Origin of the sequence: Shewanella glacialimarina, assembly GCF_020511155.1 — a bacterium.
In the GTDB taxonomy this organism is placed as follows: domain Bacteria; phylum Pseudomonadota; class Gammaproteobacteria; order Enterobacterales; family Shewanellaceae; genus Shewanella; species Shewanella glacialimarina.
On record NZ_CP041216.1, the window covers coordinates 4,177,239 to 4,193,137 of the forward strand.

Annotated in this window: 12 protein-coding genes; 5 read left to right on the forward strand and 7 right to left on the reverse strand. The window is 38.7% G+C overall.

All coding sequences use genetic code 11. The features are described from left to right. The first annotated feature begins 15 nt into the window (after window positions 1-15). The 4 genes from FJ709_RS18265 (at window position 16) to FJ709_RS18280 (ending at window position 4,616) form a co-directional block, all read left to right on the forward strand. Window positions 16-357, forward strand: a complete 342-nt coding sequence (locus FJ709_RS18265; protein ID WP_226411825.1) for a hypothetical protein — start codon at window positions 16-18, stop codon at window positions 355-357. 131 nt (window positions 358-488) lie between these two features. Then, a complete protein-coding gene (locus FJ709_RS18270; RefSeq protein WP_226411827.1) occupies window positions 489-1,064 on the forward strand; it encodes a GIY-YIG nuclease family protein in 576 nt (191 codons plus the stop codon). A gap of 10 nt (window positions 1,065-1,074) precedes the next feature. Further along, window positions 1,075-3,225 carry an ATP-binding protein gene (locus FJ709_RS18275; RefSeq protein ID WP_226411829.1) on the forward strand — a complete coding sequence of 717 codons (2,151 nt, stop codon included), beginning with the start codon at window positions 1,075-1,077 and terminating at the stop codon, window positions 3,223-3,225. After that, a complete protein-coding gene (locus FJ709_RS18280) occupies window positions 3,225-4,616 on the forward strand; it encodes a hypothetical protein (RefSeq protein ID WP_226411831.1) in 1,392 nt (463 codons plus the stop codon). Before FJ709_RS18275 ends, FJ709_RS18280 begins: the two co-directional genes overlap by 1 nt. Here the strand turns inward: FJ709_RS18280 and FJ709_RS18285 are convergent. From FJ709_RS18285 to FJ709_RS18305, 5 genes are all read right to left on the reverse strand, one after another. Next, window positions 4,587-6,137 (reverse strand): DNA cytosine methyltransferase, encoded by a 1,551-nt coding sequence (locus FJ709_RS18285; RefSeq protein WP_226411833.1) that lies wholly within the window; start codon window positions 6,135-6,137, stop codon window positions 4,587-4,589. The genes FJ709_RS18280 and FJ709_RS18285 overlap by 30 nt on opposite strands. A 189-nt stretch (window positions 6,138-6,326) precedes the next feature. Next, window positions 6,327-7,814, reverse strand: a complete 1,488-nt coding sequence (locus FJ709_RS18290; protein ID WP_226411835.1) for a hypothetical protein — start codon at window positions 7,812-7,814, stop codon at window positions 6,327-6,329. Continuing rightward, on the reverse strand, window positions 7,814-9,325 hold the full coding sequence (locus FJ709_RS18295) for a DUF5710 domain-containing protein (RefSeq protein ID WP_226411837.1): 1,512 nt from the start codon (window positions 9,323-9,325) through the stop codon (window positions 7,814-7,816). The genes FJ709_RS18290 and FJ709_RS18295 overlap by 1 nt, the downstream gene beginning before the upstream one ends. Window positions 9,326-9,330: 5 nt before the next feature. Next, window positions 9,331-11,127: a DUF1998 domain-containing protein gene (drmB, locus tag FJ709_RS18300; protein ID WP_226411839.1), complete on the reverse strand. Its 1,797-nt coding sequence runs from the start codon at window positions 11,125-11,127 to the stop codon at window positions 9,331-9,333. Next, on the reverse strand, window positions 11,120-14,272 hold the full coding sequence (locus FJ709_RS18305; protein ID WP_226411841.1) for a helicase-related protein: 3,153 nt from the start codon (window positions 14,270-14,272) through the stop codon (window positions 11,120-11,122). The genes drmB and FJ709_RS18305 overlap by 8 nt, the downstream gene beginning before the upstream one ends. A gap of 488 nt (window positions 14,273-14,760) precedes the next feature. On the opposite strand from FJ709_RS18305, the gene FJ709_RS18310 reads away from it, so the two are divergent. Continuing rightward, window positions 14,761-14,967 carry a hypothetical protein gene (locus tag FJ709_RS18310; RefSeq protein ID WP_226411843.1) on the forward strand — a complete coding sequence of 69 codons (207 nt, stop codon included), beginning with the start codon at window positions 14,761-14,763 and terminating at the stop codon, window positions 14,965-14,967. Here FJ709_RS18310 and FJ709_RS18315 read toward each other — a convergent pair. Together FJ709_RS18315 and FJ709_RS18320 are read right to left on the reverse strand one after the other, a co-directional pair. Next, a complete protein-coding gene (locus FJ709_RS18315) occupies window positions 14,964-15,206 on the reverse strand; it encodes a helix-turn-helix domain-containing protein (RefSeq protein ID WP_226411845.1) in 243 nt (80 codons plus the stop codon). The genes FJ709_RS18310 and FJ709_RS18315 overlap by 4 nt on opposite strands. A 152-nt stretch (window positions 15,207-15,358) precedes the next feature. Further along, the gene (locus FJ709_RS18320; protein ID WP_226411847.1) at window positions 15,359-15,892 is read right to left on the reverse strand and encodes a HEPN domain-containing protein; all 534 of its coding nucleotides are present in this window, start codon (window positions 15,890-15,892) and stop codon (window positions 15,359-15,361) included. Window positions 15,893-15,899: the final 7 nt, after the last annotated feature.

Sequence of the window (15,899 nt, forward strand, 5' to 3'; positions counted from 1 at the left end):
TTAGTGGAGATACAGATGTTATACAAAAATGAATTTGGTGCAGATTTTGACTTAGGATTTAACTTAAGCGATTACCCTTATCTTAAAGATAAAAGTTGGCATAACGATGTAAGCCCAAGCTTTTACTTTAGCATCGGCTCACAGTACTACGTCTTATGGATTGATCACGCTGCCCCTACCGAACGTGAAGACTCAAACAGCCGTTACTTAATCCAAGAAGCCACAAACGAAGGTAATGAAACACATCCAGAAATCTACAGTTCTGATGGTGACATAATTTTTGAAAGTGAATTGTTCGAAGATATAAGTACTTTTTTGGAGAGTCTTACTTGTCAACAAGGTCATACAGTTAGTTAAAGTATCCTGCTAATCTATACCCACATGACAACTAACACCTTTCTAGTTAATGTGGCATTATTAAGAAACTGTTTTGTACAATTTTAATTGAAAATATTTATCTAGAATTCTTGCTGAACAAGGACATCAGAATGACGGCTACCTACTATGTGTACTCACTTAAAGACCCTCGAGAAAAACCAGCTAGAGTGTTTTACATTGGGAAAGGTACAGGTAGTAGATCAACCGAACATCTAAGAAAAGTAGATGACACTCGTAAAGGAAAACACATTCAAGAGATTTTAAATTCTGGAAGTGTACCTATTATTTCCAAAGTGATAGAAAAGTTAACTGAAGAACAAGCATTACAAATTGAACTCGAATTTATTACAAGTTTTGGGACTATTGAAAGTGGTGGTTCCTTATATAATACGATAATCCCAAGGTCTATCAAGCGCAAAACAGATGATAAAGTTACCGTTCCTAATGGTGCAGTCGAAAAAGCTCAGTTAGGATTAAAATTATTAAAAGATTCAATCGTCTCACTTTCAGAAGAAAATCCAAAAGGAATAACAAATTCTGATTGTGCTCATTACTTGGGCCTACAATCAGATAATGACGGCAACCAACAAGACTATCTCACCTATAGTGTTCTGGGAATACTCCTCAAAGAAGGGGTACTTGAGAGCATAAAAGTTGGTAATCGTAGAAAATATAATAAACTCTGAGGGTTCACTGATGTCAAATATTACAACCACATCATTTAGAGCAAATGCCCATTTACTTAAATTACTCGGTGATCAGCTGATTGGTGATGACCGTTTGGCTGTATTCGAACTAGTAAAAAATGCTTATGACGCTGATGCAACATCTGTTGAAGTAGAACTAAACCTCAACAACGAACAACCCTATATTGCCATTTGGGATCATGATGGCCATGGGATGAATAAAAACACAATCCTAACAAAATGGATGGAAATTGGTACTGAGAGTAAGCGTAATTCCAACTGGATAAGAAGTTCAAAATTTGGCCGCCTTCCTCTTGGAGAAAAAGGAGTAGGTCGACTCGCCGTACACAAACTCGGCTCAATTATGCAACTTAATACTAGAAGTAAAGGTTTTCCTGAAGTTCAAATAACTATTGATTGGCCAAAGGTTATTGGCCAAGCAACATACATCGAAGATACAAAAGTTCAAGTCGAAGAATTGGCAACTCCATTGTATTTCCCTGATGAAATGACTGGCACACGTATTGTTGTTAGTAATCTCAATAAATTGGAGTGGACAAGGGGAGATATTAGAAGGCTTAAAAGACTTTTGACAAGTCTAACGTCACCGTTCAAAACAACTTCAGATTTTGAAGTCTTCTTAACCGTGCCAGGCAGAGAAGTTGATTATGATGATGTACTGGATGCCGAAGATGTAATTAATAATGCTCTATGGAAGTATGAATTTGAGATTAATACTAACGGAGAATTTTCCTATCATTATACATTTAACCCACCTTCTCTATACTCCTCATTAAAAAGTGAAACTAAAGCCGGAAACAATGAAGCTTTAGAACTATTTCCGCCATCGAAAGAAGAAAGGTTAAGCCGTTTCTTTGAAAACCGAAATGACTTACTTTTAACCCCCAATGATTTAACTAACATAGGTCCTATTAAGGGCTGTTTTTATGTTTTTTCCCGAGAAAAAGAGATCCTTAACGCACTAGGGGCATATCAGTCTATTCGCCAATACCTTGATGACAATACAGGTATCCGTGTTTATAGAGATGGCATTCGAGTATTCAATTATGGTGAGAGAAACGATGATTGGTTAGGTCTTAACGCTATGCGTGTAAACAACCCAGGCAAGCGTATCGCTGTAAATTTAGTAATTGGCAATGTAGAACTAAACCTTGAAAATAGCCGAGGCCTCGAAGAAAAAACAAACCGAGAGGGCTTCGATGAAAATGAGGACTTTATACGTTTTCGGCTAATTACCTTCAGTATAATGGAGCATTTTCACTTACTGCACTTAAAGGCTAGGCAGCAATTACAAGATGCCAAGCAAGGCGCTAATAAAAAAGAAAAGCTGCCAACTCAACGTTTTGAAGAGAATATTCAGAAACTCAAAGACGGACTCGTTAAGCATAAATTAGACAAAGAACTAGGTGGTCAATTGTCTAAAATAGAGTCTGACTACAAACAAATGCGACAAGTTACACTTAGTGCTGTAACTGGCGTCAATTTATCTGTAATTTTCCATGAAGTAGAGCGCGGAATTATCCAGTTGAACTCTGACATCCAAAAAAATGTTGACTACAATACGTTACGCGAGCGCTCTGGACACCTAGCAAAACTACTTGAAGGATTTGCTCCTCTTCTAAAAAACAATGCTAGTAAAAAGTTTCCAGCTAGGGCTCTTATTGAAGGAGCTCTTGATTTTTCTCAACATCGTTTCTCCCATCATGGGGTTATTGCTTCCTGTCCATTAAAAACTGATGAGGCAGTCGATTTTGAAATCAAAGGCCCTTCAAATTTACTACTTGCTGCCATTAATAATATCATTGATAACGCAATTCACTGGACGGGCTTGAAGGCAGAGAAAGGAAATGACGCTGACTACAAGCCTGGTATTCAAATCACCACATTAACTGACTTTTTCAAAGAAGGACCGGCTATTGTGGTTCTGGATAATGGACCAGGATTTGATTTAACTCCTGATGAAGCAATTCAACCATTTAATACCACTAGACCGGGAGGTATGGGAGTCGGCCTCTACTATGCAGACCAAGTCATGGAATCAATTGGTGGCAAAATAATTATCACAACCGCTGAAGATCTAGACCTTTCCGAAGTATACAGCGGTGCTGCTGTAGCATTAGTTTTTAACAAGGTAAATTGATGATAAACAATGTAAACATCGTCGCTGTGGACGATGAACAACAGCAACTTACAGCAATTCAAAATGCATTTTTTTCTGGTGGTATTCCTTGCTTACCTATTCATTATAAATATGACCTAATGGATAACCGTTCTGGCATTGACCATATTGATGTTAGTAACTTTCAACCTAGGATTGTCGTTACAGACTTAAACCTTAGAAATGGCTCTCTAGGTAACACAATGGAGCTAGTAACTCCAATTGCTGACTTACTTATTAAGTTAGCTATAAAAGGTCCTTATCTTCTTATTTTCTGGTCAGGTGTAACAGCTCAAGTCGAGCGCGTAATGGAATTACTACAAGAGCGATTTAGCGAAAAGATTACGCTGCCTCTTCATTTTTCTTGTATCGACAAAGACCTATATTTAGGAAATCAAGACGCTAAAATTTTAACGAATAAAATCATTGACTTGATTGATGAAAGTGCATTGCTAAAAGCTCTTTTAGATTGGGAAAGTAGAATAACAAAAGCAGCAAAACAGACTACAAATTCATTATTCGATCTCACTAAACCTTCAAGTCTCAACCCTGGAGCAGGCTACCAATCGCAACACAGATCTGAATTGGAACGTGTATTGGCAAAAATAGGGAATGAGACTATAGGGGTTTTGAATGCAAATGAAGCCCCAGAACTCGCTCTAGATTTAGGTTTAGCCCCAGTTTTACACGACCAATTAAACTCTATTTCAAATGAGAACGATAGTCATATTTGGAAAAATGCAGCGCCAAATATAGGTGTAAATATAGATATTGATCAAGAGTTAGCGACAAAACTCAATTCTTTCTATCACATCGAACAAGTAAATGCTGACTACTCAAAAGCTTGTCGGGGAGTATTTCTTGAACTTGATAGCAATGTATTAAGAGATCAAACAAAACTCACTAAACTCGAAAACCGATTTGGAACTACTATTAAGGAACTTATTGAGGAAGAGTTCCTCGAACAAATTGTCAAAGTGAATAATAGGGAGTTGGTACGAAAATCTACTAAATTAGGTTTCGTCGAAATTTCTGCCGAGTGTGACCAAGCTCAGAAGAAAACTAAATTACATCGATATGTAATTGCCGCACTAACACCACTAAAGCACTCTCCCGAAGGTGAGCCCGAATATAATATATTTGGGAAACAAAACAAAAAGTCTCATAATGGCATTTATCGGGTGCCAGACATAAACATCGCCGGGGTTGATTATATGCTACAGCTATCCTTTAAATATCAAATAGGCTCTCTGCCATCTGAAAATTTATGGTTAGGGAATCCTCTATTTAGACTTCGAGATCAGATAATGATCGATATTTCATTTAACTGCGCACAGTATATCTCACGTCCGGGTATAGTTGCTTTCAAGTAACTTCATAACAACCCTACCAATCTGCTGTGCCAAATACGGTGGCACAGCATTTCCTACCTGCACATACTGCTGTGTCCTATTCCCTTCAAATAAATAGTTATCAGGAAATGTCTGTAACCTTGCAGCTTCTCGCACAGTTAAACTTCTACACTGCTGTGGGTCGTAGTGTATGAAGTAATGACCGTCCTTAGAAATGTGACTAGTCACAGTCGTAGCGCACTTATTTGCAGCTTGAGTTCTGAAGCGATCGGCATGCACACCAGAATCCCAATTTTCATGATCAGGGGCTAACTCTAACGGATAATCTCTTGCTTTAGGTGATGTACCACCACTTAACTTAGTAAACGCAGCGCTGAAAGCATAACGAAGTAAATCTGAAGTCATGTGCCCGCGAGTAGCATGATTTAACACACAACCAGGATGGCCATCCAAATACCAGTCTTCAAGATGAACAGGTATAATTCGCTCAAGTTCTGGCAATAGAGAACTTTGACGATCTAACCCTAACATTGGTTCAAGATTTAATTTATCAACAGCACCACTCTCGAATCGCATTTTCAAAATACGTTTTAACTTTTTAGCATTTATTTGTACTTGGTTTTCCCAATCTTTTTGAATATCTTTCTGCTTAGACAAGCCACTTCTTAATGGAGGTAAATCAGACAGCACTTGCTCAACAGTTACAGCTTTCTCCATCGGATGAATGGTACTAGGTACATGGGCTATACCCTGTCGTACTCCCAACAAAATTACACGATGCCGTGCTTGAGGGACGCCATAATTTTCAGAACGAATAAGAAAGTCTGAGGAGTCTAGGTATTGAGGATCGTTTGGATCGTCGGCCTCTACAACAAGTGAAAAAACTCTATATTTAGCAACACCACTGACTTCTGTAACTAGTCCTGGATCTCTCAAATCTTCTAATATCTGAGGAAACATAACCTCGCCATCGATTTTGGCAGATAGAATACCTCGTACATTTTCCATAACAAATACATCAGGTTGTGCTATAGATAATACTTTAAGGTATTCCTTGTATAAGAAGTTTCGGTGGTCATCTTCAGCCTTGTAGTCTTTGATTCCCGCATTGCGAGAACGTCCAGCTAAAGAGTATGCCTGACAGGGCGGCCCGCCAATGACTATTTTGGGGCCTTTATGAGCTGCAACTAGTTCACGAATGCGAGTATGAATTAGCTCGTTATCTTCACCAAGAGCCCTTGGTTCTTCTAACGTTTCGTATATTGCCTCTTGAGCTTGGTGAGGGTATAACTCAAAAATCTCATTCCGAGTTAACTTCCCACGAACATAATTGAAGTAGTCTTCTAATCCGCCATCTAATTCTTTAATTTTTCTGTAGAAGGCTCGCGTTGTTAATGTTTTATGTGCCGAAGGCTCTTTCTCGACCGATACACCAATATTGAATGGTTTGTTACCATCTTCATCTGTTACAGAAGACACACCTTCCCCAAGCCCGCCAGGCCCAGCAAAAAGATCGATTACAAGAATTTCACCAGTTTTCATTTAACTACTACTATCAATAAAATTTCCAGGCAATCATACCAGGCATAGATTTCTGAACAATCTATTTATCATTGTTCAGTCTACATAATCAGTTTATTAGCCCTGTGTTAGTAACCTACCGACTTATACCACCACTCACTGCAGGAAAATAGAACACAATTACAAGAAATATTTTGTAGCATTTTGATTTTACATAAAAGTTGTTTTTCTTGCGTTTAACAACTTCAGCGATGACATTTTGCTCAGTTCACATCTTAAAAAGCTCTTTATCTCTATGATATCTGCAGCCTTAGCAGCCCATCGAAGGTAAACACCATTGTGATCAACTTCAAACCGTACTCCTTCCTTGAGACTAGATTGTAATTGAATCAGATCAAGCGCTAACTTACCCTTATACCTCTTTTTACCAGCTTCAGTACTGAGATTGATTAACAACAACGAAAGATTAGAACTATGCTCATCCACCAACAAACTCATTCTAAAACCTGAGTTAGGGAACACTCCCTCTATATCAAACTCCTGATAGCCATCAATAGCTCCCTTCGACTCAGTTAAAAAATCGCACTCTGATATTAAATAATTTTTCACTATCTTAGTATCATTAGGGAGGACTTCTTTTGCCTCAAGGTTAGTAGTTGATTGAGTTTCACTTTGGTAAAATTCATTATTATGTAGTGCAGCATTAAGATTCTGAAGCCATGCCCTGTTCTCACCAATGCATCCTCTCTGCTCAGAGTTGAGTAAACTAAAGCCTGAGCGTAAACTAATAAACGCTTTAGCAGCTTTATATACTAAAGGCCCGATCTCTAAAATATTCTTTTCTTTTAACGCTCTCAAATAACTAAACTCAGGGTTTAACAGTACTAAAATTATCGCTCTTAATACGATAGAACCATCTTCAGGATCTATAAATAATTTGTCAGGGACATTTTCACTATTTACAAAAGCTTGTGCTAGAACTTGCCATTGAGTATATTTTTTTTGACTAGCGATATTCACTGGCACTAGAGTGTTTAATTGCTGCAGCACCTCGTTGGCATTCCATCCAGCATCTAAACCATTGTCCAGACACAGCTCTATGAAGTGCTCTAATACGGAAATATCAATTTCATCATTACTTTCAACATTCATTAAAACTCTAATTAAATCAACCTTTGAATACCCAGGTCTGAGTATTGAAGTCACATTGTCTAATTGAGGGTATTCTATTAACCAATCATAAATTAACGCCATGATGCCATCTTCTAACATCATCATATTCACAAAATCAATCTTAGAAACTGGTTCAGGAGGGGTTATCTCTAGTACCAGAGTATTCACATCGCCAACAACAGAGGTAACAACCTCACAATCAAGTGATTCGACATTAAAATTTTCATAACTACTGTCAAGAAATGCCTGTCTCAATTCTGCGTCGGGAAACCAAACTTTTTCTAAGTTTTTGAATGAATATGCATTTTTATTTTCCTTACACGATAATTCGAGTAAGAGGAAACCGTCATTCATTGCTCCACTATTAACAACTGCTTGGCTATCAGACCAGTTTAGAAGAGTTTTCTGATTAACTTTAGCGCAAAGTGAAGAGAGTATGACCTCATATGCAAGTACATATCGAGAGAAATACTTTTTAGGTATTAATAAGTAAGAGGATTTTTCATTCATTAAGTAACCAGCCATTAGATTTCCCTATATTCCATTAACCCTGAACCTTCACTTGGTAAATGCTCTAATATGGGAGCCTTACTCTTCTCATCTTTAAGATACATTAATACTAATTCAGAACGAGCCCGAGAACACACTACATACATATTCATCTGAAATGTTACTAACTCTGTATCACTAAAAGAAAAGTTTTGTAGCTCTGGGATAAATACCGTATCAAACTCCAACCCCTTGCAACTTCTTCTATTCAATATAGTAATTACGCCTTGCTCATCAAACTTTAAAGTTTCACTTGTTTTCGGATCAAAGCTCGAATATGTCTGTACCTTATAATTTGGTAGCTCAGCAATCAGCTTATCAAAATAAAACCGACGATCATCGTCTGAGTCTACAACTATAGCAACCTCTTGCGCACCTCTAAATTTCAAGTAGTTCTTAATATACATTACTTGCTGCAATTGTTCTTTTACAGCAACCAGCTTAGGTTTATCACCTGTTTTTTCTGGTATATCTGGCGTTCCCGTTGGCAACCCAACATAGAAATACTGCGCTAGCAATGCTATTGGTTTTGTATTTCTAAAGTTCTGAGTCAAGCGGAACTCATTTTCTTTCTTTATCTTCAGGCATTTACGAATATCTTCCAAAGATGAATTTTGGCCATCATGTAAACGCTGATTTTCATCCGCTAAAATTGTTATCCCACCATTAATCATGCATCGGCTCGCACCAAGCAAAAATTTAAAAAAATCAGGAGGGAAATCCTGAGCTTCATCAATAATTAAATGTCCCCAATCTATAAACTTGTCTGAGTCTAGCTCTAGGTATTGGTCAAGCATAAGCTCCCAATCGTAATGCCATTTCTTTAATTCTGGAGGATCAAACTTCCCACCAAAACCTAACCATCTCTCAAATCTTTCAAAATTATCATCTAATTGTTGTTTAGTAATAAACCATCTTTTTTTTTGCTGATCGAAGTTTGCTCCAGCAGCCTTGACCTCAACCCGCTCTTCATAGCAGGGTTTCAAATAAATTTTATCTTGAGCTTGGAGTATCGGTATAAACTCTGGCCATTTAGAGAAAAGTTTACTATCCGCTTCATAGACATCACGGTTAACAAACCACTTCTTTAATACTCTGTCAAATCGGCCACCAGCAGCTTTTACTTCATCTTTATCACTAAATGGATTATTCAAAAAAACCTTATCAGATTTAGATGTAGCTTCTGAGTCATCAGCTTCTCTCTCTATACAGTGCAGTTTCCACCATTCAGGTAACCAGCTATGCATCGTTTTTGAATTTACATCACCATCAATCTCAGCGGCTATATTTTGTGTATAACTTCTCAAAACACGGTTATACATTAATACTACTGCTGTTATTTTTTTACGGGATAAAGCTTGAGCCCTCAAAAAAGCGATCACGGTTTTACCAGTTCCTGGAGGACCAGAAACCATCACACTACCTGAGATAGGAGCATCTTCAAAAACATCCTGTTGCTCCTCGCTTATTTGACGAGCATTCGGCATTCGCATTAGATCCCCCCCTCACTAACACGCTTCATGATGCTACTAAATAGCCCTTGTTCTTTTCCGTCACCGATGACTAACTTGCGATCTAGTAATAGATTATTATGTTCGCAACTGGTTTCAGATACTAATGCACAAGAATGACAAGCGGCTTTATTTAACCCCATGACACCCTGAGTATCCAATTCGCTACATACCGGATCATTAGAGCACCAATTGGCAGTTTCAAGTGCAGCAACAATAGCAGGGAACAATCTGTGCGCCTCCCCTTGTTGTACTAGTCCTCCCAAGCTACCTTCTGAATCACCATCTGCGGTATAAATTAATACACCGGCTTGCCCTTCTGCTGCATAAATCCGTTCTCGTAAAGAACCGCTTGAGTATCCACTTTCAAAACTTAACTGACGAATAATTAAATGAGCAAACGTATGCAAAGCAATGAACTTTGCTGAAGGTTCTGGTAAGTAAGTAGAAGTAACATTAGCGTAGCGACTTAACACACCGGATAACCTAGGTATTAAGAATTCACTAGACGCATATTCCCAATCCTCAAGTGCAGTTTGGTCAAACTCAATGAATACTCCTTCTCCAAACACCTCACAAGCAGGCAACCATGGTTTTTGTTTTGAGTCACCATGCATCAAAACAGGATTATCATCTGGCTTAATCCTTTCAAAACCACAGAATGCTCGAACCTCTCGAAGTTTATCTAATAAGACAACTTTTGATATTAGACTGTGACAGCCAAATGTTTCCTCTCCAGCAAAATTAGCAATTCGAGCTTTAAAGTTGTCAGTCTGCTTATCTTCGATGTCAGTAGCACTTAACACCTCCCACTCTGCAACTCGTAGGTCTTCGTCTTTGGGGATACGGAATACTCTAGGAGGTTCTCCGCCTCCTTCTACTGCGCCCAAAATTGCATCAATGGAAAAACCAAACTCTTCCGCTAAATACTCAGCATAGAGCTTAACTGCGCCTTCTTTACCACGTTCTCTAGCTCTTAATAGATTGTCATAGTCTTCACAACCTTGGATTTTATCAATAATACTGTTACCTATTGACGATGATTCATAAGGTATATCGAGAGCTGAACGAATTATTGGGTAGTAAAGGTTACTCGCACCACGCTGAAGAACATGTAATGGTTCATCACACTTTTCACTGTAATCTTTATTAAACTCCCAAGGCTGCTTATTTGAACACTTAATTTTAAGGGCGCCATCATCCATTATTCTTGCTAATGAATTTTTTGCACCACAATGTTTACAATGTACCTCCAAAGCACCCAACCCACTTCCCATATCTTTTCTAGCTTTAAAATATAGATCTGTCTTTGGGGATGAACATTTTGATTCCCCCCCCATGTGTGCCCAACGATCCCATGGTATATCTTGAAGGTGTCCTTTGTTACAAGCCGCGACGAATCGCATTGGAGCTAGGGATTTATTATTGCAGTTTTTGTTTTGACAAACTGGTACTCCACTTTCATTTAAAGGGTCATCTTTATGCCAACGCCCTAAATGTCTGCATTTTGGACAAAACATCCAAGCAGGAAAGCGCACTGTCATTAATGCATTTTTTTTATGAACGTTTTCCCAACGACTCTTAAGGATAGGTGGTTTTTTGAGTGACCAAACCCCCGCCTCTCTTGTTAAACGCTCTAGCTTTATCTCATCTAGATTTTTAGGCCAGTGTTTAATATCCATAAGAATCAGGGACTCATCACCAATATCAATGATTGAACCCGGGCCAAAAGGACTAATTAATTGAGAGCTACGATAACTACGATTAGAATCAGTCATTTTTTTCACCTCTAACTAGGATATGAGTTTCTGTATCTACACTACGCATGGAGTTAAGAGTCTTCCATGCGCCATCATGCTTATCACTATCAAAAGACTTAAATAAAGGTTCAAATTGTTTCCCTGCACCACCATTCTCATACAATTGAACCGGAGATTTTTGACTGTTAACCCGCTCACTCCATTGGTCGATTAGTGAATCCAAGTAATCAAATACCTTTTGTTTCTCCCTTTGGTCCATACCAACCATAGAGGCTTTGATACGCTCTTTAAACACGCCTAGAATATTTATAAATTCTGCAGAGTCTTTGTTAAAATATCTAACACTTTTATTTTCACGTAGATAACCAGTCATTCGAACAACAGCTATTAATGAAGCGTGTAATGCACGCTCTACTGCAGGCATAGCCCATGGAGTTACACTAGTTGGTTCAACGTAGCGATAGAGCGCTTGGTGATAACTTTTGAAAGATTCATAATGGGAACGATCGCGAGGCTTGGTAGCTGAGTACTGTGTAAATACGATGCCTGGGGGTCTCTTTTTACTACGACCAACACGGCTTGATGCCTGAATATACTCGGAGGTAGCTTTAGGCTGGCCAGCAATAAGCATCATACCTAATCGTCCAATATCAACACCAACTGATATCATGTTTGTACAAGGTAAAATGTCTATCGCTCCGTCAGGATGAGTAACTCCTTTATCTAGTTTAGCTAAGACTTCCGGAATACGAGGGCCCTTAACGTTAGCACTAAGCTCCTCAACCAGTTGAATATCTCTTATCTCTTTTTTATCTTCCGCAATAACACCGACTCGGGCTGGAATATCATCTCGAGATAAGGTCATCGTTTTACCTAACTCTCTACGGCTATTATGATATATAGGCAATGTCCAATAGCTATCAAGTATTAAATCCTTAAAACCTAGGTGTTGTGGTGCTTGAATTAATGAAGCACCAAGCTGAACTAACCCCGTTTGCCCTGTATGTCCTGCAGGCATAACCCCAACATAAAGACGACCCGGATTATCTTTATCCTCTTTAGAAAAAAAGGAGTCTGACTCATCAGTACCTGAAGGAGGGAAAATGGAGACATTTCTACCAAATAGCCTATTCACCTGATAATTGGCACTTCGAATTGTAGCAGTAGCGGCTATAATCTTTGGTTTAGCACCTAAAATCTCCATGATGCTATCAAATCCTGCTTCATAAATTCCGGCTATTGTCCCTAAAGGCCCTGAAATCAGATGCAACTCATCCTGTATGATTAAGCCCGGTGACCGCACCTTCCCATTGCCAAAAAATGCAGAGGCTTCTGACTTCCATGTTAAACGAGCGAATTTATCTATTGTGCCAATCAACAAGCTCGGTGGCTTGCAATACAGAGCATCATCTACTACTTGGACAGGGAGATGTTCATGAAACTCGCATGTATCACTTGGGCACATAAAGCTAAAATGACTATGAGGATCACTCTTAACACCATAATCACAATTATTTTCAGAATGGTGTGCTGGAAAAATGGAAGTGCCGCACCAAGGACAAACCTGCAACTGAAAAGGATTTTCTGGCTGATCTGATTCTCTCTCCCTGAGATAGGCTTCGTGTGCATCCTGATACGAATTAGGCGAGCTAGCAGCACCGACCCAAAGCCCTAGACTAAATGTTTCAGCTCCTAGACTCTCTGGTTGATTTTGCCGAAGAATTTCAAGAGCACAAATTAAACTACCTGCTCTTTGAAATTGCTGCGATGTCAGTAGCCTTAATGTATAACGTTTAATGACAGAAGTACCACCGCCCATTTCTCCAAATTTTAAACGACGATAAATCATTTCCCAAGCAGCTACAGCTAAATAAGCTTCAGTTTTCCCACCACCAGTAGGGAACCACAGTAGATCTACATCATCATGAGAGGAAGATAAGTGTCCTTCCTTATCTGGTATAAGTGACTCCAATACTAATAATTGGAATGCCAATTGGAAAGGACGCCAATTAAACTTGCCTAATATTTCACTGCCAAAATATTCTGGTGTTTCATAGCCCCAGTTTCTACTTTTACTACTACCAGAATATTTACTACCTGAGTGAATCATTTGCATTAGCATCGCTTTATTCGCCAATCGAAATGCTTTCATAGCTGGCTCATCAGCGGCTAAGCGTTCTATGCCTGAATACATGCGCTTTGAAGCGACCCTAAGTCTTAAAATGATTCTCTCTTTGGCTGAGAGATAACGCGGGTCTAATAACTCAGCCTCCAATTCATCTATCCAATGGCTGTATACATCTGCGAGTTCTGTATAGTCACTTAACAACTCAGTCGCTGATACATTATCAATATCTGCGATTCGATGAATGCTTAGCATTTCACCAGCGAGACTACTGACTTTTGTTTGGTCTAACTCAGTAGTAAACCCTTTGACTTCATAATGCGGAATAACTTCGGTAATTAATGTTGTTGGGGTATTACTTTTAGTCGGTATATACCAGTCTACGGCAACACCATGGCCTACAGCCCATGGAATTCTTTTGCGATAAGTTAACGCCAATTCTTTTTGTTCATCATCCAGTTTGAATCGATCACTACTTGGATACTCAATAATACTACCCGCTGTAGTAGCAACCTTAATTTGGCACTGATACAGACAATCACTAGGATCTAGTTGTTCACCAGACTTAGATTGATTTGAAACTGCAATCGTTATGATTTTTCCTGATACATAGGGACGAATAGCAACATCTAAACGGGCACCATTGTTAAAAATGGATTTTTGCAAACTGTCTGTCGCAGAAAGGTCTACTATACTGACATGATGTAAGGGCTTACGTTGCCACTCTTTCTGCTGGTCTTTGCTATATCCACCAGCTGTAATTTCTATTTCGAAAATAGATGAGCTTTGAGCTGCAAACGACAACGCCATAGAAGATGGTTTGAAGTCATTGCTTAATGCCTCTGTTGTAGAGTCTTCACTATCACTTTCGTCAAGCTCGTCCCTTAAAACTGCTGGAGGGAAAAGAGTACCTGCGAGATAACGCTTATGAGGAGCATCTGACAATAACTCATGCTCTCCATTCCATGGGCCCACTAACTGCTTGCTAACGTAATTAAGCAACTGTTGACGAGCGCTTTCAAAGTCTTCCATTGACATTACAACCCCTCTGCGATTGTGAATATTTTGTTGTTAACATAACATTCGACCTCACATAACTGAATAAACCAAGTTCTATTAATATACTACTAAACAGCAACTTACCAGAGTTTTTTGATTGGTTTAATCTAAAAACATGTCTTTCACGTCTATATTTAATCTCAGGGCATTTCGGTAAAAAAAGTTCTATATTCGCATTTAACTGGAGGTTAAACTTGAGTCGGCTCAATTAATAATGTCACATCTTTTTGGCTCTTATAGTTTCACGGTCAAAGTGCCTAGCGATCAGGGGCCAAGACAATCGTTTATGAAGGGCGACTTTATCTGCGTTAGATTCGAAACGTCCTTCTTTATCGCCTTCTACAATTCAAAATAGTTTCTGCTGATATTTTTATTCCAAGATAAGTAAAAATTTGTGACTTATAATCCGTAGACCTTTAAAGCCACACATATGATAATTAGCTCAAACAACATCACAGGAAGCACTAATGAGTAAAATATCAGTCATAAACCTTCCACATGAGGAAACTTATCTTGGATTTGGTATTTGTATTGAGCCTAATCCAGATCAGTACAACGAGGGCTTTGCATGGTCAATAAGCAAAGATGATGAAGAGTATGATTGCGGATTAGATTTTGAAGTTCAGCAGGCTCTTGAAGCCGCTTATAAGGCTATCGAAAAGTTAATTAGCTAATCGACAGCCTTAACCATTTTTAGGTGGTTAAGGAGTGTTACAACAAATTCTGATTGACTGACACCTAAAGCCAAAACGATCGTCTCTAATGAGTCCAAAGTAATATTTCGAACACCACGCTCTACTCCTGAGATGTAAGTTCTATCTATCCCTGACTTCCTTGCCAATTGCTCTTGGCTCAAACCAGCTTCAAGACGTAAGCTTTTCAATGTAGATGCTGTTACCTGTCTAAAAATCATACTCGTTTCATCCTTGGATGTAATTATCTCTAGAATCAGCTTCTCAAACTAAAAATTCAACAGACTATAAGTAACATAACTAAAAATACTACTTATCAAAGTAATATTTTTTATCTCCAAGCTTTCATCTTTTAAGGTATAACTCATCCAAGCTAAGCTTGATCTATCGCAAGGTCAGTAGTTTCAACTAACTTCTTAAAAAATGTCAGGCACTTTTTCATGTCCGGGCGGCTGACTAGATGGGTTGCTTGCGTGTCATTGACCGAACGATGGACAGCTTCGCCTCTTTTCTTAATCCATTGGTTCAATTTAGATTTGGCTTGTTCAGCATCGCCATCAATCCAAGTCCATTTATCTGTAACATCATTGTGTAGAAAACGTTCAAACATCACCTTAGTATTTTTCGAGTTCGGTGTATGAAAGTACCTCAATTCCCTTTCTAAGGTAGATGTAATGAAACTTGCTACTTTTGAACCTTCCAGAGTCCGTAAATCAGCGGTTAACCTTTCTTCAATGACATCTTCCACATAGGTTTCCCACGCAGTTAACGTCATGATCAATGCAGCTCTTTTAAGCTCTTCAGGCTCTCTTTCTCTACCCTCCAGCTGGTTTAAATGATCGTAGGCCTGCAAAATTCGTTCTGCGTCTTGAATTGCGTTCTCAAAATTGTCTCTCGCTTTAGACATAAGTACT